Below are 22,157 nucleotides of genomic sequence, written 5' to 3'. Positions count from 1 at the left end.
CAATTCTTCAATTCTTCAATTCTTCAATTCTTCAATTCTTCAATTCTTCAATTCTTCAATAGGCATTTTCTCTTTTCAGCGATTTTTTAGCAATGTCTTTTTTTAATATTGTTGAGTTTTTTAAAGGGTAGTCTACTTTTTGCCTGTTTATTATTCATCTTTTATAAAAAAATATTAATAAATTCTTTCTAAATAAATCTCCCTCTATTTATGCAATTTTATACTACTTTTCTTATGTTTATTTATCAATAAATTTATAAATTAAAATGAATATTATTATTTGTAAACCTATTCTTTTATGCATAAATATAAATATAACTAATTTTTATAAATAAATATTGCATAATTATTCATATAGTTTTATAATATTAAATATCTTAAATATGGAAATTACGGGGGTTGTAAAATGAAGAAATACAATAAAGTTTTATTAGCATATTCTGGTGGATTGGATACATCAATAATTATTCCATGGCTTAAGGAAACTTATGGATGTGAAGAAGTAATAGCTGTTGTTGGAGATGTAGGACAAGGTGATGATGAACTTGAAGGTTTAGAAGAAAAAGCAATCAAAACTGGTGCTTCTAAAATATATATAGAAAACTTACAAAAAGAATTTGTTGAGGATTATATATTCCCAACTTTAAAAGCTGGTGCAACTTATGAAGGAAAATATCTTCTTGGAACTTCTTTTGCAAGACCTGTAATTGCAAAAAGAATGGTTGAAATAGCTAAAGCTGAAGGAGTAGATGCTATAGCTCATGGATGTACTGGTAAAGGTAATGACCAAGTACGTTTTGAACTTACTATAAAAGCTTTTGCTCCAGAGCTTCCTGTTGTTGCTCCTTGGAGAATATGGGATCTTAAATCAAGAGAAGAAGAAATAGCTTATGCTATTGAAAAAAATGTTCCTATAAAAATAACTTACGAAACAAACTATTCTAAAGATAAAAACTTATGGCATTTAAGTCATGAAGGTTTAGATCTTGAAGATCCAGCTAATGAACCAAAATATGATGAAATATTAGAAATGGGAGTTTCTCCTGAAAAAGCTCCTGATGTACCAACTTACGTTACTGTTAGCTTTGAAAAAGGAATTCCTGTAGCTGTAAATGGTGAAAAAATGGATGGGGTATCTATAATAAAAGCTCTAAACAAAGTTGGTGGAGAAAATGGTGTTGGAATTATAGATATGGTTGAAAATCGTTTAGTAGGAATGAAATCAAGAGGAGTATATGAAACTCCAGGTGGATCAATTCTTTACTACGCTCATAAAGAATTAGAATATTTATGTTTAGATAGAGAAACATTACATTATAAAGAGCAAATAGCTTTAAAATTTGCTGACTTAGTTTATAACGGTCAATGGTTTACTCCTCTTAGAGAAGCTCTTTCTTCTTTTGTTGATAAAACTCAAGAAACAGTAACTGGAGATGTTAAGCTTAAGTTATATAAAGGAAATATAGTTTCTGCTGGTTCTACTTCTCCATATACCTTATATTCAGAAGAATATGCAACTTTTGGTGAAGATTCAGTATACGATCAAAATGATTCAGCAGGATTCATAAATCTATTTGGATTACCAGTAACAGTTAAAGCAAAAATGGACGCAAAAGTGAATGGAGTGAAATAATTATGAAACTTTGGGGTGGAAGATTCCAGAAGGCAGTTGATAATTTAGTAAATGACTTTAACTCTTCTATTAGAACAGACGGAAGAATGTTTAAGGAAGATATATATGGAAGCTTAGCTCATGTAAAAATGCTTATAGCACAAGACATCATCCCAAAACAAGATGGGGAAAAAATTATCTCAGGTCTTACTGAAATAAGTAAAAGGATTGAAAATGGGGTTATTGAAATTGATCCTTCTTCTGAGGATATACACTCCTTTATAGAAGCAACTCTTACTTATTACATTGGGGATGAGGGTAAGAAGCTCCATACTGGAAGAAGCAGAAATGATCAAGTTACTTTAGATACAAGATTATATTTAAAAAAGGAACTAAAGAACTTAATTAATGTAATCTTATCATTTGAAGAAACTCTTTTAGGAAAAGCAGAAGAAAATATAGATACTATAATGCCTGGCTATACACACATGCAAAAGGCTCAACCTATAACTTTTGCTCATCATTTACTTGCTTATGGGGAAATGTTTAAAAGAGATTTAGGTAGAATAAAGGATACTTTAAAAAGAATGGATGAAATGCCTTTAGGAAGTGGTGCACTTGCTACTTCCACCTATCCTATAGATAGAGAAATGGTTGCAAAAGAACTTGACTTCTCTTCTATTAGTTTAAACAGCTTAGATGCTGTTTCTGATAGAGATTATGTTATAGAGACTTTATCTGCTCTTTCTATGATAATGATGCATCTTTCAAGATTTTCTGAAGAAATTATATTATGGTGTACTCACGAGTTTAGCTTCGTTGAATTAGATGATGCCTACTCTACTGGAAGTTCTATAATGCCTCAAAAGAAAAATCCTGATGTTGCTGAGTTAGTTAGGGGTAAAACTGGAAGGGTTTATGGGGATTTAATAACTCTTCTTACTCTAATGAAGGGAATTCCTCTTGCTTATAACAAAGATATGCAGGAAGATAAGGAAGCTTTATTTGATGCACTAGACACAGTATTTTTATCTATAAAGACTTTCAATGGAATGTTAAAAACCATGAGAATCAAAAAAGATAATATGAGAAAAGGTGCTTTAGGTGGATTCACAAATGCTACTGATGTAGCTGATTACTTAGTTAAAAAAGGTGTTGCTTTTAGAAATGCACATGAAGTTGTTGGGGCCATCGTACTTCACTGCATTAATAAAGGAATAAATATAGAAGGGCTTTCTTTAGAAGCTTTAAAAGAATTTTCATCTTACTTTGAAGAAGATATCTATAATGCTATCTCTCTTGAAACCTGTGTTGAGGAACGTAAGGTCATTGGAGGACCAAGTTCTAAATCAGTTAAGATTCAACTAGAGGCTTTAAAGAATTTCATAGATAGTAATAAAATAATATAGTTTTTCAAAGGCGAAAAAGGGGGTATTTATTTTGGTAAAGGTCGGAATAATTGGGGGAACAGGATATGTAGGTGCTGAGTTAATAAGACTTCTTATGAATCATAAAGAAGTTACAATCTCAGGAATATCCTCTGTAAGCTTTAGTGGGCAAGATATATCTAGCATATACCCAAGCTTTTATAATATAACTTCACTTATATGTACAGATGAAGATGCGGTAATCGAAAAAAGTGATGTTATTTTTGCTGCTCTTCCTCATGGCTTAAGTGAACATATAGCAAAAAAAGTATTAGATAAAAATAAAATCTGCATAGATATGGGGGCAGATTTTAGACTTTCTGATGAAAATGTATATAAGAAATGGTATGGCAAAAGCTTTGATTTATCTGAATTACATGGCAGCGAAGTATACGGACTTCCTGAGCTTAATAGGGCTAAGATTAAAGAAACAAAGCTTGTTGCAAATCCAGGGTGTTATGCAACTTCTATAGAGCTTGCACTACTTCCTCTTATATCAAAAGGACTAATCGAAGAAAATGGAATTATAGCTGATTCTAAATCTGGTGTGTCTGGAGCGGGAAGAGCTCTTAGTCAAAGCTCTCATTTTACAGACTGTAATGAAAGCTTAAGTGCTTATAAAATAGCTAATCATAGACATACACCTGAAATTGAAGAAGTTTTAAATTCTGCTTCTTTAGATAAAAAGGTAAAGTTAATTTTTACACCTCACCTACTACCTATTAATAGAGGCATATTATCTACGATATATACTACTCCAAAGGAGAAAATAGATCTTGTAGATATCCATAAGGAATTTAGTGAATTTTATAGCACGGAACCTTTTGTGAATGTACTTCCACTCGGTGAAATAGCTAAAATTAACAATGTTAGATTATCTAACTACTGCCAAATATCTCTTCATTATGATGAAGACAGCAATAAATTAATATTAATATCTTGTATTGATAATATGATTAAAGGTGCCGCTGGACAAGGAATCCAGAATATGAATATCCTCTTAGGTTTTGATGAAAAAGAAGGATTAAATACTATAGCACCAGCATTTTAGACATCTGCATATGACTAAGGGGGTTATTTAATTGAATATAAACATTATAGAAGGAGGGGTAACCTCTCCTAAAGGATTTCTTTCTTCTGGCATACATGCTGGAATAAAAAAAGATAAAAACAAAAAGGATCTTGCATTATTAGTTTCAGAAAAAATCTGTAATGCAGCTGGAGTTTACACAAAAAACAAGGTTAAGGGGGCTCCACTTTTAGTTACTAAAGATCATTTAATAGATAATAAAGCTCAAGCAGTAATAATAAATAGTGGAAACGCTAATACCTGTACTGGGGAAAAAGGTCTTATAGCCGCTGAAACTATGTGTTCTCTTGTGGCTAATTCCTTAAACTATAAAACTGAAGATGTATTAGTTGCTTCTACTGGTGTTATAGGTGTTCAGCTTAACGTTAAGCCTATAGAAGACTCTATGACTTCTCTAATAGATGAACTAAGCCCAGAAGGTTCTCTATCTTCTGCTGAGGCTATAATGACTACTGATACCTTCTCAAAGTCACTCTCAATCAAGTTTGAGTTATCAGGTAAAGAAGTTACCTTAGGTGCAATGGCAAAAGGGTCTGGAATGATTCACCCTAACATGGCAACTATGTTATCTTTTATAACTACAGACGCTAATATAAGCTCTGCTCTATTAGATAAAGCTTTAAAAGATACTGTTAATATAAGTTACAACAGAATATCTGTAGATGGAGATTCTTCTACAAATGATATGGTTGTTATATTAGCAAACGGTCTTGCTGAAAATACTCTAATAGATAGTGAAAATGAAGATTATCTAATATTTGTAGAGGCTTTAAAAACTTTAAACATAACCTTAGCTAAATTGATTGCTAAAGATGGTGAAGGTGCTACAAAGTTAATTGAATGTACTGTTTCTAATGTTTCTAGTGAAGAAATTGGAGAAAAGTTATCTAAATCAGTTATATCTTCAAGCTTAGTTAAAGCAGCTATTTTTGGCAGTGATGCTAACTGGGGAAGAGTTTTATGTGCTCTTGGATATGCTGATGTTGATGTAGATTTATCAAATATCGATATCTTCTTTGAAAGTTCTAAAGGAACTATAAAGGTATGTGAAAATGCTTTTCCTGTAAACTTCTCAGAGGAACTAGCAAAAGAAATACTATTAGAAAAAGAAATTAAAATATTAGTTGATATGAAATCTGGTTCCCACTCTGTTTCTTGTTGGGGATGCGATTTAACCTATGACTACGTAAAAATTAATGGAGATTACAGATCCTAAAGGAGGAACCTAGAGTTGAATTACAATGAAAGAGCCAATATTTTAGTGCAAGCATTACCTTACATCCAGCAGTATAAAGGAAAGACTGTTGTTGTTAAATATGGCGGTAATGCCATGATTAGTGATGAACTTCGTGAAGGAGTTATAGCTGATTTAGTTCTTATGAACTATGTAGGAATTAATGTTGTGGTAGTGCATGGTGGCGGTCCTCATATCTCCTCTTATCTAAAGAAAATAAACAAAGAAAGTGTTTTTATAGATGGATTAAGATACACAGATGATGAAACCATGGATATAGTTCAAATGGTTTTAGGAGGAAAAGTAAATAAAGATTTAGTAAAGTTAATTGAAGCTTCTGGTGGAAAAGCTATTGGTCTATCTGGTATGGATGGTTCCATGATTCAAGCCAAAAAAATCTCTTCAGAAGTTGATCTTGGTAATGTAGGTGAAATTACAAAAATTAATACTGAAATCATTAAAAACTCTATAGCTAACGGATACATTCCAGTGATAGGTAGTATAGCTACAGGTGAGGAAAATAAAGTTTATAATATTAATGCAGATACTTGTGCATCTAAAATAGCCTCTGCTTTAAAGGCTGAAAATTTAATTCTTCTTACAGATGTACCTGGAGTTATGCTTGATCCTAAAGAACCATCAACTTTGATTTCAGAATTAAGATTACACGAAATCCCTCGTCTTTATATGGATAACGTTATAAAGGGAGGAATGATTCCTAAGGTTAACTGTTGTGTAGAGTCAGTTAGAATGGGAGTTAAAAAGGCTCAAATAATTGATGGAAGAGTTCCACATGCACTTATACTTGAGTTATTCTCAAAAGATGGCATAGGAACAATGATTTATTAGGAGGATGTTGAAATGAATGATTTAATTGGGGCAAAAGAATATCTTATGAACACCTACCCTTTCCTTCCTGTAGTTTTTTCTCATGGAAAGGGAGTAAAACTTTTTGATAGTGATGAAAAAGAATATCTAGATCTTACATCTGGTATAGGTGTTTCTTCCCTTGGTTATGGATACGAAGCTTGGGTAAATGCAGTTACTGCTCAACTAAATAAGATAACTCATGTATCTAATATATTTATGTCAGAACCAACTTTAAAATTAGCTGAAAAAATAACTTCTTTATCTGGAATGAGCAAGGTATTTTTCTCTAATTCTGGAGCTGAAGCTAACGAAGGTGCTATAAAACTTGCTAGAAAATATAGCTACGATAAATATGGTGAAGGAAGAAGTACTATAATAACTTTAAACAATAGCTTTCATGGACGTACTATTACTACCCTAAAAGCTACTGGACAAGAAAAGTTTCATAAATATTTCTATCCATTTACTGAAGGCTTTAAGTACGTAGATGCTAATGATTTAGCTTCTATAGAAGAATCTGTTGATAATAGCGTATGCGCAATTATGATAGAAGCTATTCAGGGTGAAGGCGGTATAAGACCTTTAAACTCAGAATTTATAGATAAAATATTTGAAATAGCTAAAGAAAAAGATATCTTAGTTATATTCGATGAGATTCAATGTGGTATAGCTAGAACTGGTAAACTATTTGGTTTCAATCATTTTAATGTTAATCCTGATATTGTAACTGTTGCAAAAGGTTTAGGAGCTGGTCTTCCTATAGGTGGTATTCTTTGTAATGAAAAGTTAAAAGACACATTCTCTTTTAGTGACCATGGTTCAACCTTTGGCGGAAACCCAGTAGCTACTGCTGGAGCAATTGAGGTTTTAAATGCAGTGTCTAGCGCTGGATTTATGGATGAAGTTCTTGATAAAGGTAACTTTATTAAAGAATTTTTAGAAAACTCTTCTACTTCTAATATAGTTGAAGTTAGAGGCGAAGGGCTAATGATTGGAATAGAGATAAATGGAGAGGCAGCTAAAGTTCAAAAAGAAGCCTTGGAAAAAGGTCTTTTAGTTCTTACTGCTGGGCCTAACGTTGTTAGACTTCTACCACCATTAGTAATTTCTAAGGAAGACTTAAAGATTGGATTAGAGATATTAGTAGATATAATAAATAACATTTAATTTATGAGGGGGGTTATTATGAAAAAGGATTTATTAAAGATGGAAAATCTCTCAAAAGAAGAGATTTTAGATATATTAAATATAGCTGATCAACTAAAATATGAACATAAACACGGGATAGAGCATCACCACTTAAAGGGTAAAACCTTAGGTATGATATTCCAAAAAGCTTCTACCAGAACTAGAGTAAGCTTTGAAGTTGGTATGTATCAACTTGGAGGAAATGCTTTATTCTTAAGCTCAAAGGATTTACAAATAGGAAGAGGTGAACCTGTTTGTGATACCTCACGTGTTTTATCTAGGTATCTAGATGGTATAATGATTCGTACCTTTGAACAAAAAGAAGTGGACGATTTAGCTAAATATTCTGATATTCCTATAATAAACGGACTTACTGATGATGAGCATCCATGTCAAGTTTTAGCAGATTTAATGACTATAAGAGAGTATAAAAAAAGCTTTGATGGATTAAAACTTGCCTTTATAGGTGATGGTAATAACATGGCTCAATCCTTAATAGTTGGTGCATTAACTCTAGGTATGGATGTGTCTATAGCATCTCCGTCTGGATATACTCCAGATAATTATTACTTGGAGCTTGGAAAAGAATTAGCTGAAAAGAGTAACGCTAAGTTTATTCTTACAGATTCTCCAGTTGAAGCAGTTACATCTGCTGATATTGTTATTACTGATGTTTGGGCAAGTATGGGGCAAGAAGCTGAAGCTAAAGAAAGAGTTGAAGCTTTTAAAGGTTACCAAATTAATGAAGATTTAATGTCTTACACTAATCCAAAATCTCTAGTTCTTCACTGTCTTCCTGCTCATAGAGATGAAGAGATTTCCACTGAAACATTTGAAAAACACTCAGAAGAAATCTTTGATGAAGCTGAAAACAGACTTCATGCTCAAAAGGCTGTATTAGTTAAATTGTTAGGTAATAAATAAGTATATAAAAAAGATGCTATTTTTCATAGCATCTTTTCTACGTTCATTATTGATTATTTTATATAATCTTTATAGTTATTTTGAGTAACTTTTACATAGTTAATCCATACATATTTTCCATCAGTTACAGGATAGCCAATGTTTGCTTCGTTAATTTCTTTACCTTCTGCAGCTGCTATAGCTATATTAACTGTAGCTTTACCTTGGTTTTCTGCATCATTAAGAACTGTTCCTAGAAGAGATCCTTCTTTCATAGCTTGTAATGCAGGTGCTGTAGCATCAACTCCAACTACTGGAATGTATTTAGAAGCATCACCTTTGTTATATCCTTCAGCTTTTAAAGCTTCTATTGCACCTAGAGCCATATCGTCATTATTTGCTAAAACTGCTTCTATCTTATCAAGACCTTGACCAGTTATAAATGCTTTCATAAGGTCAGTTGCTTTAGCTTTGTCCCACATAGCTGTATCAGCAGCAAGTTTTTGAGTTTTGAATCCGCCAGCTTCTATAGCTTTTATTGAGTATTCTGTACGAAGAGTAGCATCTTGATGTCCTGGTTCTCCTTGAAGCATTACATATTGAATTACTCCATCCTTATTTTTATCTGCTTCTGGATGAGCTTTAAAGTAATCAACTAAAATTTCTCCAGATTGAGTTCCTGATTGTTCAGCTTTAGCTCCAACATACCATACTTTATCGTAGCTATTCATATCTGCTTTTTCAGGTTCACGATTTAAGAATACTATAGGAAGCTTTTTAGCTTTTGCTTTTTCTATTATTGGACCAGCAGCTGTTCTATCAACTGGATTTATTGCTAAAGCAGTTACCCCTTTAGTAATAAATGTATCTACTTGTTCATTTTGAGTAGGTTGTTTATTTTGTGAATCCACTAATTCTATATCTGTTCCTTTATCTTTAGCTTGACCTTCCATAGCACCACGAACCCCTGTCATGAAAGTATCATCAAATTTGTAGATTGCAGAACCGATTAAAACTTTAGAATCTTTCTTTCCGCCTGAGCTAGAATCATTTCCTTTTGAACTACATCCTGCCATTGCACCAGCAATTACAACAGCTGACATAACGATTGTTAATAATCCTTTAAACCTTTTCATAATACCCCTCCGTAATCAAATCTTATTATTTTATATGATTTTGGTTTGTTATTCGTTTACATTTCTTATTATATAGACTTTTCTCTCTACTCTCCATACAAAATTCTTCACACTTTTATCGAATTTCTTAGTTAAATATTAGAAATTAAATCTAAGTAAAAATAAAAATGCTATAAACTTACTCTACTAATTGATAGTAGTAAGCTAATAACATTTCTAATTTAAATTTATTTACTTTTCATGTATATATCTACATTATCCTTTGTAACTTCCGAATAATCAGCCATTACATATTTCCCTTTTTCTAATCCTTCTACTGAACTTATATCCCCATTTGTTGATAATAAATAAGCCATATTAAATATTACCTTAGCTTGATACTTATAATCGTTTATTGCAGTTCCTATCATTGCCCCATTTTTAACTTGAGTTAGTGACTCAGGAATTCCATCAATTCCAACAACAAGGGGATGTCTTTTTATTGTATTGTCATTATTTAATGCTTCTAAAGCGCCTAAGGCCATTTCATCATTATTACTAAATACAACTTCTATCTTATCTCCAAATTCCTTAATCCATTGATTCATTTTTGTTGTTGCTTGAGCGTACTGCCAGTTACCAATTTCATCAGATAATTTTTCTAACTCAATACCATTTTCTATCAAGGGTTTTATACAGTGCTCTGTTCTTATTAAAGTATCCTGATGCCCTGGTTCCCCTTCAAGTACTACATATTGAATTTTTCCATCTCCATTTTTGTCCACCAAACTTCTGTTACTCTTGTAAGCATCTAAAATTATTTTCCCTTGTATTTCTCCAGATTGTTCTGCCTTTGCGCCTACATAGTATAGCTTATCCCATCTTTCCATATCTTCTTCTACTGGTTCGCGATTAAAGAAAATCATAGGTATGTTGGCAGACTTTGCTTTGTCAATCATCATAGATGCTGCAGTTCTATCTACTATATTCACACATATAACATCGTAATTTTGAGAAACAAACCTTTCTACTTGGCTATTTTGATTAGTCAAGCTTCCTTTAGCATCTACAACATTAATTGTTATCTTATAATTGCTATCTCCTTCTTTTTCCTTAGCTACATCTTCAAGTTCTTTTGTAATTGCAGAAATAAAAGCATCATCCTGCCTATATAATGTAACTCCTATTTTTATATTTTTAATACTATCTTTATTAGTTCCATTATTATTATAATTACATGCTGATAATGAAGTACCAATAGTAACGGTTAATAGGCATAAGGATATTTTTTTAAGTATTTTCATTATAAACACCTCAAAATTCTCATATATTTAAGACATTATTTTACCTAATAAGCGGAAATAGCAATCTTTGATTCTCCTTTGAATACATATTATCTGTATTAACAATTGTTGAAGATATAGTGCTATTATTTATCTTCTTACCCTCTAACTTATCTACAGCAGCCTTTACCCCTAGATATCCTATATTAAATTCATTTTGCGTAGCTGTTGCATTAATGTTTTTTTCCTCTAAAGCTGAAATTATTTTACTTGTACTTCCTGTACCGTAGACTTTTATTGAACTTTTTTCATTGTCTATTATATTAGAGTCCTTTTTTACTTCGGCAACATACTCTAACATACCTGCACTGAGAGTTACTACTACATCCACATCATTGCTCTCTAATAACTTCTTTATCTCAGTATAGTAATTTGCTTGACTCTCATTTGGAATTTCCCAGAACAGATAGGTATTATTAATTTTATTCATAACACTCATAAATCCTTCGTACCTGTCCGCTATGCTTTTGCACTCTAAATTATTTTTTATAATTGCAACTTTTTTCCCCATATCTCCCATTTCAATCATTTGTTCTCCTAAAAGTTCCCCAAGCTCATAATTATCATTCCAAATTGTTGGTGGAGTTTTCTCTAAATCAACATTAGACTCGATAAGAATAATAGGTACTTTTTTCATGGCTTCTTCTACTGCATTAGCTATTTTTTCATAATCTACGGGAGATAATATTATAGCGTCTGCTCCATTTTTTATTTCTCTATCAATTAACTCTTTTTGCTCGTCTATATTATTATCTTGAGAGAGATTTATGAAGCTTACATCTATATTCAGTTCTGATGCCGCTTGATCTACACCCTGCTTCATTATCATTAAGCTTTCATTATTTCTTCCACTTGTTATCAAAGAAATATTATGTATTTTTTTATTTTTTTGATTTGATAATGTATCATCTAAAAGCACTGAAAAGGATATAATTAATAGTAAAAATAAAATTATAAATACAAACGTCTTTTTACTTTTCACTATTTACCTTCCTCCCTCTTCTGCGCTTCATTGAAATCAATAGCAGGAACATGTATTCTAATTGTTGTCCCTTCATCAGGTTCACTATAAATCTTAAGTCCGTATTCTACCCCATAATATATCTGTATTCTTTGATGAACATTTTTTAATCCAATCCCTGAACTCTTTTTCTTTCCATTATTTTCTCTTGTAAGAAGAGTATCTGCTACTTCTTGCTCCATACCAAGTCCATTATCTATAACATCGATATATAAATCTTCTTCTTTTAAGTACGCTTTTATTAATATTTCTCCATCTCCACCCATAAATTCCATACCATGATAAATAGCATTTTCGATTAAAGGTTGAATTATTAATTTAATAGTTGATAAATTTAATGTTTCTTCATCTACATCAATATTATATGTGAATTTGTTTTTATATCTTATGTTTTGTATTGTTAAATAATTACGTGCATGTTCAATTTCATCTTTTACTGATATTATATTTTTTCCTTTACTTAAGCTTATTCTAAAAAGTCTTGCTAAAGCTGTTACCATTGTAATAGCCCCATCATAATTTTCATTTTCTATCATCCAAACAATAGAATCTAATGTATTATATAAAAAATGTGGATTAATCTGAGCTTGAAGCGCATTTAACTCACTTTTTCTTTTGGATTCTTGTTCTTTTACTATATTATCCATAAGTACATGTAGCTGATTTACCATGGATTTAATAGCTTTTCCTAGATGTTGAATTTCGTAAGATCCACTTATTGCTATATCTACATCTTTAACTCCATTTTCAAGTTTTTTTACTGATTTCTCAAGTGCCTTTATAGGGTTTGCTATACGAGAAGAAACAAACATATTGAGAAATACTAGAATAAATATTGCAAAAAACATAATAAATATTGCAAATAAACTTATTTGTCTATAGTCTGAGGTTATATCAACCATTGGAGTAACCCCTATAATTTTCCACCCAGTATATCCTACTGTTTTTACTGTAACTAATCTTTTTTCTCCATTAAAAGTTTCTATATTAGTTCCATCTTCATATGTAGACCCCATTCTATTATTCTCATTTATTAAATTTGAATATATTAATTGTTGTCTCGGATGATATATTATTTCTCCCTCTCCATCAACTAGATAGACATAACCAGATTTTCCCAAGTTAACATTTTTACATATTTGTTCTATTTCACTGAAATTCATATCTACAAGCAATACACCTGGAGTTATTTTCCCATTGTTTGTCAATTCCACTGCTCTACTTAAAGAAATAACCCAACGATATTTATAATCTGGATCTATAAATAAATTCTGAACATGTGAAGTTGAAAAATGAAGGTTTTCTTTTCTACTTATAGCTTTTAAAAACCATTCACTTTTTGTAGGATTAGCAGAGTCTTTTAATTTTCCTACTGGAGATGCTCCTATAAGCTCTCCATACTCTGTAAACACACTTATACTTATAAGAGAATCTTTATTTGACTCGTATAATAAATCCATATCCTTGCTTATACTATCTACAGCTAAATCCTTCTTTTTAATAACACTATAATAACTGGCATCTGATACTTTCATCATATTTCTTAAGTAACTATCTAAGTTTAAATTAACTTGTTCTAATATAGCTTTATTATTTTCAGATACCATATTTTCTGCTGAATTTATAAATCTTAAATAAACTGCTCCAACAACCATAATCATTCCTACAACTGATATTACAGTAAAAGAAATAGATATTATGTGCTGTATGCTTGTATTCTTACCTTTATCTAATACTTTTTCAACATTTTTCTTTATAAAATTTATCATTATAGATCAAACTCAATTCTTTCTGTATTTTGAAGGTGATACCCCAAACTTCTTTTTAAATACATAACTAAAATAATTAGCCTCTGGATATCCTACCTTTTCAGCTATAACATAAGTCTTATAATCTGTTGTATTTAATAATCTTACAGCTTGCTCTAAACGTACTGTAGTTAAAAAATTTACAAAGTTATTTTGAGTTTCACGTTTAAATATTGTAGAAAAGTAAGTAGAACTTACATGAAGTTTAGAACAAACTTGTTCTACAGATAAATCTGGATCTGTATAGTTTTCTAACACATATTGTTTTGCTTGCTCAACAAGTAATATAGAGGAATTTACACGCTCCTTTTTAATCAAAACGTTTACCATGGTAGATTTATTTATAAACCATTCTTTTACCTCATCTATTGATCCAAAAGAATCTAAGTGTTCATAGCAATTAAAGTTTTCCCCAAATATATAATCCATATCTAGTTCATAAGCTTGTATAATCTTTAATAAAGCTGTCATTATCTCCATAATATAAATTCTATACTTATTAAATGGTAAAAGCAAATGCTGAACTTTATCAAATAAACCATTAATAACCTCTTTAATTTCTTCTTTTGTTGAAATCTTTATTGCATTTAACATTAAGTTTTCTTCTTGCTCGTGAAATTGAAGCTCAATAGAATTGTCAGGTTCTACATCATCAATATAAATAGCCTTTCCTAAGCCTAGTATCAATTTATATTCTAATGCATTTAAGGCAGTTCTATATGAAAATTTTATTTCAGATGGATCATTATAAACATACCCAATCCCTGCTGATATTTTTAAATTTGTGATACGCTCATAAACCTTGCATACTTCATTTATACCATTTATAAAATAACCTATTTCATCTTTTGATGATAATCCTCCTATTACTACAACAATATCAGAATAAATAAAACTTGTGAATTGGCAGTATTGGTGCATATTTTCATCTACAGTCTTTTTTATAGATATATTAGTAAGCACTGGATCTTCATTAATATTATTGTTTATATCCTTTAATTTCAAATTCCCTTCAGAACGAATAAGTGCTACAGATAAATATTCTTTTTTTAAATCTATGTCTAATTTATCAATCTGTTCACTCCACTTTTCTCTATTTATCCTTCCCTCAATAGCTCCTACCAGAAACTGCTCTCTTATTACTGGTAAACTTTCAATATAATATTCTTGTAGTTTTTCTAAATTTCTTTTTTCATTATATTCATAATCAAGCTTTTCTTTTAATCTTTTTAAGACCTCAATTAGTTCTATGGAATTAATCGGTTTCAAAACATATTCAACTACATTAATCTGAATAGCCTTGTGAGCATATTCAAAATCGTCACAGCCTGAAAAAATTATAATTTTAGTAGAAGGCATCATTTCAGAAACTCTTTTCCCTAATTCTAATCCATCCATAAAAGGCATTTTTATATCTGTCATTATAACATCTGGTCTGTATTTTTCAACCTTTTCAAGAGCATCCTGCCCATTCTCAGCATCTCCAACTACTTCAAATCCGTAAGCTTCCCAGTCTATTTTTTTGATAATTCCAAGTCTTATCTCTTCTTCGTCATCTACTATAATAATTCTATATAAGCTCATTATACTACTCCTTCTTTTATTAAGTTGCAGTTAAATATAATAATTTAATTATCGATTACTATTATATCTAAAAAATTCCTTTTATGCAATGCATGTCCATATTATTTAAAACGACAAAAAGGCTAACTTCAATTTTTAATTGAAGCAAACCTTTTTATCAATATATCAATTTATTTTTTTCTATATTTAGCTAAGTCTATAGCAACTGCTACTGCAATGATAGCACCTTTTATAACTTGTTGCCACATTGGACTTACTGCTATGAACTGTAATCCATATTGTATAACTGTAAATATCAATACACCACTTACAATTCCTCCAACTTTACCAACACCACCATTTAGTGATACACCACCTACAACACAGGCTGCTATTGCATCAAGTTCGTATCCATTACCATATTGATTGGTTGCTCCAGCAGTTCTAGCTGCTTCTAGTATACCTCCAACACCATATAAAAGTGATGCAAAAATGAATATTCCCATTATAGTTGCAAATACGTTAACTCCTGAAACTACTGCTGCTTCACGATTTCCTCCTATAGCATAAACATTTTTTCCAAATATAGTTTTGTTTAATATAAACCAAACTAATAATACAAACAGAAGTGCTATAGGTACCAGAATTGATATTCCTGGGAAGTCCCCTATGTTAAATAACTTAGTTTGCCCAAGTGCGATAAAGTCTGGACGTACCCCTCCAATAGGTTGAGATTTATTTGGCGGCATATCAAAGTATAGAGAGCACACTCCGTATACTATAACCTGTGTTGCTAAAGTAGCTATAAATGGATGCATATCATATTTTGCTACTAAGAAACCATTGAGTACACCAAATACCATACAAGCTATAATTGCTATTACTATTGGAATTATAACTGCTAGCTCAGGCATGTTAGGGAAAAATCTATTAGCATAGTCTGGATTTTGAAGCATTGATGTTGATATTACTGCTGCTAATCCAACCATACGTCCTGCTGATAAATCTGTACCTGCTATTAACAATGTAAAACAAATACCTAACGCAACTATAAGTTTAGTTGATGACATTGTTAGTATATCAAGCATTACCTCATATTGCATAAAACGTGGTTGAATTATCATTATTACAACTACTAATACCAGTAATGCTAAAATAATTGCATTATTTGTTAAAAAAGTTTTTACAGTCTCTCCTGAAAATGTAACTGTACTATCATGATTTTTTTTATCTAAAAAATGTTTAAGCCCATAAATAGCTGCTATTATTCCTACCCCATCTATATAAATAGGTAAATCAAAAAATACATCTGGATCTAAAATAAAATTAAAAACAATTCCTAACACAACAAGGAAAGTACCAATTCCTAAAAACAGTTTTCCAAAATCCTTGCGTGAAATAACTTTAGCTTCTTGCATATCTAATCCTCTCCTTCTTTAACATAACTAAGTCTCTTTATTTCATAAATTGTGTTGCATAATTCATAACTTTTACTTGATCTGCTTCATCTTTGTCTAAAATTCCAGTAACTTTTCCTTCACACATAACCATAACTCTATCTGACATTCCAAGTAACTCTGGCATTTCTGAAGAGATCATTATGATTGATTTACCTCTCTTAACCAAGTCATGCATAATAGAATAAATTTCATATTTTGCACCTACATCAATTCCTCTTGTAGGCTCGTCTAATATTAAAATATCTGGATTTGTAAGAAGCCAACGTGCTATTAAAACTTTTTGCTGATTACCTCCAGAAAGATTTTTTATAAGCTGCTCCATATTTGGTGTTTTAGTTCTTAAATCTGCATTAGATTTAACTGCAGCTTTATATCGTTTTCCTTCTTTTAATACTCCCAGTTTTGCATAATCTTTTTGACTTGCAATTACTGTATTATCTAACACTGATAATATTCCTAAAATACCAGTAGCTCTTCTCTCTTCTGTTAATAGTGCTAATCCTTGTAATTTAGCATCTTTTGCAGACTTTATTTTTATTAACTTACCATCCTTTTCGATAGTTCCCTCTTGTATCGCTCTTAAACCAAATAGAGCTTCTACAAGTTCTGTACGTTGAGCTCCAACAAGCCCTCCTATACCAAGAATCTCCCCTTTATATAACTCAAAACTTACATTTTGAAAGGATTTCTCCAAAGGAGAACAAAGATTGTTAACTTTTAACACAACTTCCTTTGTAGGTTTATAGTTTGCTTCAGGAAATCTATGAGTCATATCTCTTCCTACCATACGGTTAATTATAAGCTCTGTTGTAAGATCTTTTGATTCCCAAGTTCCTACCCCTTGACCATCTCTCATGATAGTAACTTCATCAGATATTTTAAGAATTTCCTCCATTTTATGAGATATATATATAATTGCGCATCCCTTTTTTTGAAGTTGCTTTATTATTTTAAATAAATGTTCTGTTTCATTCTCAGTTAATGAAGATGTTGGTTCATCCATAATAATTATTTTAGAATTATAACTAACTGCCTTAGCGATTTCAACCAATTGTAGACTAGACGCAGAAAGCTTTCCTGCCAATATCTCTGGATCAATGTCTAAATCAATCTCTTTAAATAAAGCTTCTGTCTCACGTATCATTCTTTTCTTGTCTACAGCTATTCCTCTCATAGGAAATCTTCCAAGCCATATATTTTCCATAACTGGACGAAATCTAATAGGATGTAGTTCCTGATGTATCATTGATACTCCCAAGTCTAATGCTTGTTTTGAAGTATTTATTTCAACTTTTTGTCCATCTAATATTATTTCGCCATTATCTTGATGATATATACCAAAAAGACATTTCATCAAGGTTGATTTTCCTGCACCATTTTCTCCCATTAGGGCATGAACACTACCTTTACGTACTTTTAATGATACGTCATCTAACGCCTTTACCCCTGGAAATGTCTTTGTTATATTGTTCATCTCCAGTACATACTCACCCATACCACAATCCTCCTTTGGTCAAATATTAATCCATTCTTTATTTTGTCTATTTTTCATTTAGTTAGTTTTATTGTTGTTATTCGTTTACATTATTAATTATATAAACTTTCTCTTCTACTCTCCATACAAAATTCTTCACACTTTTATCGAATTTCTTAATTAATTTATATAACAAATTCATATTTTTTTATTCTAAAAAAGACAAGCATAAATTAATAAAAAATGCATGTCTTTTTTCTATTCTATATTTATTAAATAACTGAAAATTTATATATAGTAGTGTGTTTATATTCTTCACCAACTTTTAATATTGGGGATGGAAAACTACTACATCTCACTGCATTAGGGAAAAACTGTGTTTCTAGGCATAACCCATCTCTATTTTCATAAGTTACTCCATCTTTTCCAGTAGGACCCCCTGCTAGAAAATTCCCCGTATAAAATTGTACTCCTGGTTTAGTAGTATAAACTTCCATAACTCTCCCACTTTTTTCATCTACCACTGCTCCAGCTTTTTCAGGTTCTTCTGTGTTAGCATCTAATACCCAATTATGATCAAACCCATTAGCAAAATTTAACTGTTCATAATCACTAAATATTTTATCCTTTACTGTAGTTAATTTTCTTAAATCCATTGGTGTTCCATCAACTCTTAATATTTCACCTGTTGGAATTGACTCATTGTTAGAAGGTGTAAAGCTACTTGCATTTATCATAACTTTATGCTCTAACACACTTCCTGAAGAATGTCCTGAAAGATTAAAATAGGAGTGATTAGTTAAATTAACTACTGTATCTTTATCTGTAACAGCTCTATAATCTATTCTAAGCTCATTATCTTCACTAACAGAATATATAACATTTACATCCAGATTACCAGGGTATCCTTCTTCACCATCTTTACTAAGATATGATAGTTTTAATGCCTGACCATCACCTAAATTAACAAGTTCTGGTTGCCATAAAACCTTATCAAATCCTCTATTTCCTCCATGCAAGTGATGTCTACTATTCTTTTGAAGTTTATATTCTATATTATTTATTTCAAAAATACCTTCCTCGATTCTATTCGCACATCTTCCTATAATAGCTCCTAAATATGGCCCCTTTTCTAAATATTTTTGTGGAGTATCATACCCTAAAACAACATCATCTAATTTCCCTTTAGGATCAGGAACCTTTAAAGATACTATAGCACCACCTAAATTTGTTATTTTCACTTCCATTCCTTTGGAGTTAGTAAGTGTAAAAATATCCACCTCAACTTCATTCATTAACTTTCCAAATAATTCTCTTCTAATTCCCATACCCTCATACTCCTTTTATATAAAATACTACCTATATTAGCTAGTATAAGTATATTATGTTGTTCTTTCAAGAATAAAAAAGTTAGGTATATATCTAAATTATTTTATACCTAACTTATTAACCCTATAATTCTATTTTTTCTTCTTTTTTCTGATCACAACATCCCTGTTTTTTATCACCTTTTCCCATAAAAAACATCATAGATACCATCATAATTGGACATATAAACGGACTTAAGAATGCTAAAATAGGTGCGACCCCAGGTAATACTAATTGAATAACTGGTAATAAGCTAACTATAAGTATAGGTAACATACAACATAGTGCCATAGGCATAATATGTTTAAGATTTAATTTCTTATTCATTCTCTCACTCCTAAATTTTAATATTACAATTAGTCTAATTCATAGTTATGAAGATAAAATGAAGATGCCAGTATGTTTCTTCATTTTATCTTCACATTAGTTTCATATAATTATGTCTCAGAAAGTAATATAAATTTAAGAGGTGATATTTTGTCCATAAAAACTACTCATATATTAGTTGAAGATATGGTTTGTACATCCTGTGAAAAAATAATATCAGATTCTATAAAAAAGGTACATGGTGTCCTCGAGGTTGAGGTTAATTATAAAACCGCCTTAGTGAAGGTAATTTTTGATTCTACTAAATGTTCTTACAGCAGAATTTGTTCTGCAATAGAAAATTCAGGATATACCATAAAAATCTCTAATAACAAAATTAATACAAATGCTTCTTCTACAACTTTAAAAGAAATTATCTCTATATTTGCTATAGTTGCTCTTGCTTTTGTTATTATAGCACTAAGTAAAAATTCTGGTACTTTCAATATAAGTAATAACTTAGGTACAAATACAACTTATCTTATGTTATTTGTTATAGGTATTTTCACTTCTCTTCATTGTGTAGGTATGTGTGGTGGAATAATGTTATCTCAAAGTATAACTATAAATAAAGGTAGTAAATTTAGAAATCTACTTCCTTCTCTTTTATATAATGTAGGTAGATTAACCTCATATACTCTATTAGGTGGATTAGTAGGTGCTTTAGGCTCTGTTTTTTCTTTATCATTAAGTACTCAAGCCTCTATATCAATACTTGCTGGTCTTTTTATGATAATAATGGGTTTTAATATGTCTGGCTTTAAATTATTTAGAAGAATAAACTTAAAGCTTCCATTTAGTAATTGTAAATCTTCCAATAAAAAATCTAGCCCTTTAATTGTTGGTTTACTAAATGGATTTATGCCTTGCGGTCCTTTGCAAACCATACAGTTGTATGCTTTAGCTTCTGGAAGTTTCTTCAAAGGAGCGTCCTCTATGTTCATTTTTGGACTAGGGACTATTCCTCTTATGCTTATATTTTCGTTAGCTATAAATGCCATAAATATGAAAAACACTAAAAAACTTATAAAATTCAGTGGAATCTTAATCGTTATATTAGGAATTTTAATGGCAAACAGAGGCTTTACACTATTAGGTGTAAATATTCCTATAAATAATTTATTATCTTTTAACAGCAAAAATTCATCTAATGTGATTACTGATGAAAATAAGGCTACAGTAATAGATGGAAAACAGGTTGTAAAAATAAAAGCAACATCTTCTGGCTACTCCCCAAGAGTAGTATTTATAGAAAAAAATCTTCCTACTGAAATTATTTTTGAAGGACAAACAATAACGTCATGTAATAACGAAGTTATTTTCCCATCCATGAATATAAAGCAAAAACTAACAAAAGGTGAAACAAAAATCAACTTTACAGCTGGCGATAAAGATATTAGCTACAGTTGTTGGATGGGAATGCTTTCAGGCTCTATAAAAGTTGTAGACACTCTTGACGGTGTAAGTGATAAAGATATATCGTCAGCAGAAAGTGAACTTTCACAAAATTCTGGTGGAGGCTGCTGTCAAGGTTCTTCTACTAATCAAACTCAAGAATTCCTGGTTTACGGCTTGCCATTAACTGAAATACCTACAGATAGATTAGTTAAAAAAAGCTCTATTTCGGGTAGCAGTCAAGCTCTAAGCATTTCTGGAATAGATACCTATTTTGAACCACTTGTTTCAATTTTGAAAACTAATATTCCAGCTAAGCTTACATTCAATTTAACTAAAATGCCTGCTGCTAATGGAACTTATAATATAGTTGAATTTAGTTCACAAGAAATTGTTGGTTCCTTCACTATATCAGACTTTAAAGGATCTATTGATATTACACTTAATAAATCCAGTATCTACTTTATAGAAAAAGATTTTTCAATAGTTGGAACCATAAAAACTTCTGATTCCCCTGAAACGGAAGATATAGAAAAAGTTAGATCAGAATTAATAGATTAATATTTTCAAACTGGAGTAGCTTAATGATTTTATATTATTTTGCTGCTCTTTTTATTATCAAAAGGCCCCTAAATGAAATTTTCCGTATTCGCTGACAAATTAGTTTACAATTCGGCTTTTTATAAGCACTCTTCCTTAATAAAAATAATAGTATATTAGTAGTAAACTTTTTAAAAAGGGGTGTTTTAATTGAATAATAGATACTCTTGTCGAAACGATTTTTATGATAGTGCAAGTATATGTAATAATAAACATTGCTGTGATGATTGGAATTGTTGTCCAACTGGTCCTACTGTACCTACTGGTCCAACTGGGCCAACCGGTCCTACTGGCCCTACTGGTCCAACGGGTCCTACTGG

The 22,157-nt window shown here is 31.0% G+C and carries 17 protein-coding genes; 8 read left to right on the top strand and 9 right to left on the bottom strand.

Features of this window, described 5'->3' with window-relative positions; all coding sequences use genetic code 11:
* Nucleotides 1–406: 406 nt before the first annotated feature.
* The 7 genes from BUA92_RS14930 to argF are packed head-to-tail and all read left to right on the top strand — an operon-like array spanning nt 407 to nt 8,345.
* Entirely contained in the window at nt 407–1,633 is a 1,227-nt protein-coding gene (locus BUA92_RS14930; protein ID WP_021803081.1) for an argininosuccinate synthase, read from the top strand.
* A gap of 2 nt (nt 1,634–1,635) precedes the next feature.
* Nucleotides 1,636–3,021 carry an argininosuccinate lyase gene (argH, locus tag BUA92_RS14925; RefSeq protein WP_073020770.1) on the top strand — a complete coding sequence of 462 codons (1,386 nt, stop codon included), beginning with the start codon at nt 1,636–1,638 and terminating at the stop codon, nt 3,019–3,021.
* 31 nt (nt 3,022–3,052) lie between these two features.
* On the top strand, nt 3,053–4,090 hold the full coding sequence (gene argC, locus BUA92_RS14920) for an N-acetyl-gamma-glutamyl-phosphate reductase (protein ID WP_073020767.1): 1,038 nt from the start codon (nt 3,053–3,055) through the stop codon (nt 4,088–4,090).
* 31 nt (nt 4,091–4,121) lie between these two features.
* Nucleotides 4,122–5,345: a bifunctional glutamate N-acetyltransferase/amino-acid acetyltransferase ArgJ gene (gene argJ / locus BUA92_RS14915; RefSeq protein ID WP_073020765.1), complete on the top strand. Its 1,224-nt coding sequence runs from the start codon at nt 4,122–4,124 to the stop codon at nt 5,343–5,345.
* A 15-nt stretch (nt 5,346–5,360) separates the two neighbouring features.
* On the top strand, nt 5,361–6,212 hold the full coding sequence (gene argB, locus BUA92_RS14910) for an acetylglutamate kinase (protein WP_073020763.1): 852 nt from the start codon (nt 5,361–5,363) through the stop codon (nt 6,210–6,212).
* A gap of 12 nt (nt 6,213–6,224) precedes the next feature.
* A complete protein-coding gene (locus BUA92_RS14905) occupies nt 6,225–7,400 on the top strand; it encodes an aspartate aminotransferase family protein (RefSeq protein ID WP_073020761.1) in 1,176 nt (391 codons plus the stop codon).
* Nucleotides 7,401–7,418: 18 nt separating this feature from the next.
* Nucleotides 7,419–8,345 carry an ornithine carbamoyltransferase gene (gene argF, locus BUA92_RS14900; RefSeq protein ID WP_073020760.1) on the top strand — a complete coding sequence of 309 codons (927 nt, stop codon included), beginning with the start codon at nt 7,419–7,421 and terminating at the stop codon, nt 8,343–8,345.
* Nucleotides 8,346–8,398: 53 nt separating this feature from the next.
* On the opposite strand, the gene BUA92_RS14895 is transcribed toward argF, so the two are convergent.
* The 9 genes from BUA92_RS14895 to BUA92_RS14855 all read right to left on the bottom strand — a co-directional run bounded on the left by BUA92_RS14895 (nt 8,399) and on the right by BUA92_RS14855 (nt 19,803).
* Nucleotides 8,399–9,460, bottom strand: a complete 1,062-nt coding sequence (locus BUA92_RS14895; protein WP_073020757.1) for a galactose ABC transporter substrate-binding protein — start codon at nt 9,458–9,460, stop codon at nt 8,399–8,401.
* A gap of 227 nt (nt 9,461–9,687) precedes the next feature.
* A complete protein-coding gene (locus BUA92_RS14890; RefSeq protein ID WP_073020755.1) occupies nt 9,688–10,743 on the bottom strand; it encodes a galactose ABC transporter substrate-binding protein in 1,056 nt (351 codons plus the stop codon).
* 40 nt (nt 10,744–10,783) lie between these two features.
* The gene (locus BUA92_RS14885) at nt 10,784–11,764 is read right to left on the bottom strand and encodes a substrate-binding domain-containing protein (protein WP_073020753.1); all 981 of its coding nucleotides are present in this window, start codon (nt 11,762–11,764) and stop codon (nt 10,784–10,786) included.
* The gene (locus tag BUA92_RS14880; protein WP_073020751.1) at nt 11,764–13,572 is read right to left on the bottom strand and encodes a sensor histidine kinase; all 1,809 of its coding nucleotides are present in this window, start codon (nt 13,570–13,572) and stop codon (nt 11,764–11,766) included. The genes BUA92_RS14885 and BUA92_RS14880 overlap by 1 nt, the downstream gene beginning before the upstream one ends.
* Before the next feature lie 12 nt (nt 13,573–13,584).
* A complete protein-coding gene (locus BUA92_RS14875; RefSeq protein WP_073020749.1) occupies nt 13,585–15,195 on the bottom strand; it encodes a response regulator in 1,611 nt (536 codons plus the stop codon).
* A gap of 170 nt (nt 15,196–15,365) precedes the next feature.
* The gene (mglC, locus tag BUA92_RS14870) at nt 15,366–16,592 is read right to left on the bottom strand and encodes a galactose/methyl galactoside ABC transporter permease MglC (RefSeq protein ID WP_073020748.1); all 1,227 of its coding nucleotides are present in this window, start codon (nt 16,590–16,592) and stop codon (nt 15,366–15,368) included.
* Between the two features lie 37 nt (nt 16,593–16,629).
* Complete coding sequence (locus BUA92_RS14865) at nt 16,630–18,129, bottom strand: sugar ABC transporter ATP-binding protein (protein WP_073020746.1); 1,500 nt, start codon at nt 18,127–18,129, stop codon at nt 16,630–16,632.
* A gap of 251 nt (nt 18,130–18,380) precedes the next feature.
* Nucleotides 18,381–19,436: an aldose epimerase family protein gene (locus BUA92_RS14860; RefSeq protein ID WP_073020742.1), complete on the bottom strand. Its 1,056-nt coding sequence runs from the start codon at nt 19,434–19,436 to the stop codon at nt 18,381–18,383.
* Between the two features lie 124 nt (nt 19,437–19,560).
* Nucleotides 19,561–19,803, bottom strand: coding sequence for a hypothetical protein (locus BUA92_RS14855; protein WP_073020736.1), 243 nt, complete (start codon nt 19,801–19,803; stop codon nt 19,561–19,563).
* Between the two features lie 150 nt (nt 19,804–19,953).
* Between BUA92_RS14855 and BUA92_RS14850 the strand changes: the two genes are divergently transcribed.
* Nucleotides 19,954–21,798, top strand: coding sequence for an urease accessory protein UreH domain-containing protein (locus BUA92_RS14850; protein WP_073020734.1), 1,845 nt, complete (start codon nt 19,954–19,956; stop codon nt 21,796–21,798).
* The last annotated feature ends 359 nt before the right edge of the window (nt 21,799–22,157 follow it).

The sequence above is a fragment of the Clostridium intestinale DSM 6191 genome (assembly GCF_900130055.1).
GTDB lineage: Bacteria > Bacillota > Clostridia > Clostridiales > Clostridiaceae > Clostridium_T > Clostridium_T intestinale.
Note: the sequence above shows the minus strand (reverse complement) of the source record. Positions and strands in the feature narration are given on the sequence as shown.

What these genes read in the sequence shown, in the direction of transcription:
- BUA92_RS14930 (WP_021803081.1), top strand. Translation starts at nt 407, where the DNA reads ATGAAGAAATACAATAAAGTTTTATTAGCATATTCTGGTGGATTGGAT.
- argH (WP_073020770.1), top strand. Translation starts at nt 1,636, where the DNA reads ATGAAACTTTGGGGTGGAAGATTCCAGAAGGCAGTTGATAATTTAGTA.
- BUA92_RS14905 (WP_073020761.1), top strand. Translation starts at nt 6,225, where the DNA reads ATGAATGATTTAATTGGGGCAAAAGAATATCTTATGAACACCTACCCT.
- argF (WP_073020760.1), top strand. Translation starts at nt 7,419, where the DNA reads ATGAAAAAGGATTTATTAAAGATGGAAAATCTCTCAAAAGAAGAGATT.
- BUA92_RS14895 (WP_073020757.1), bottom strand. Translation starts at nt 9,460, where the DNA reads ATGAAAAGGTTTAAAGGATTATTAACAATCGTTATGTCAGCTGTTGTA.
- BUA92_RS14890 (WP_073020755.1), bottom strand. Translation starts at nt 10,743, where the DNA reads ATGAAAATACTTAAAAAAATATCCTTATGCCTATTAACCGTTACTATT.
- BUA92_RS14880 (WP_073020751.1), bottom strand. Translation starts at nt 13,572, where the DNA reads ATGATAAATTTTATAAAGAAAAATGTTGAAAAAGTATTAGATAAAGGT.
- BUA92_RS14875 (WP_073020749.1), bottom strand. Translation starts at nt 15,195, where the DNA reads ATGAGCTTATATAGAATTATTATAGTAGATGACGAAGAAGAGATAAGA.
- mglC (WP_073020748.1), bottom strand. Translation starts at nt 16,592, where the DNA reads ATGCAAGAAGCTAAAGTTATTTCACGCAAGGATTTTGGAAAACTGTTT.
- BUA92_RS14865 (WP_073020746.1), bottom strand. Translation starts at nt 18,129, where the DNA reads ATGGGTGAGTATGTACTGGAGATGAACAATATAACAAAGACATTTCCA.
- BUA92_RS14860 (WP_073020742.1), bottom strand. Translation starts at nt 19,436, where the DNA reads ATGGGAATTAGAAGAGAATTATTTGGAAAGTTAATGAATGAAGTTGAG.
- BUA92_RS14855 (WP_073020736.1), bottom strand. Translation starts at nt 19,803, where the DNA reads ATGAATAAGAAATTAAATCTTAAACATATTATGCCTATGGCACTATGT.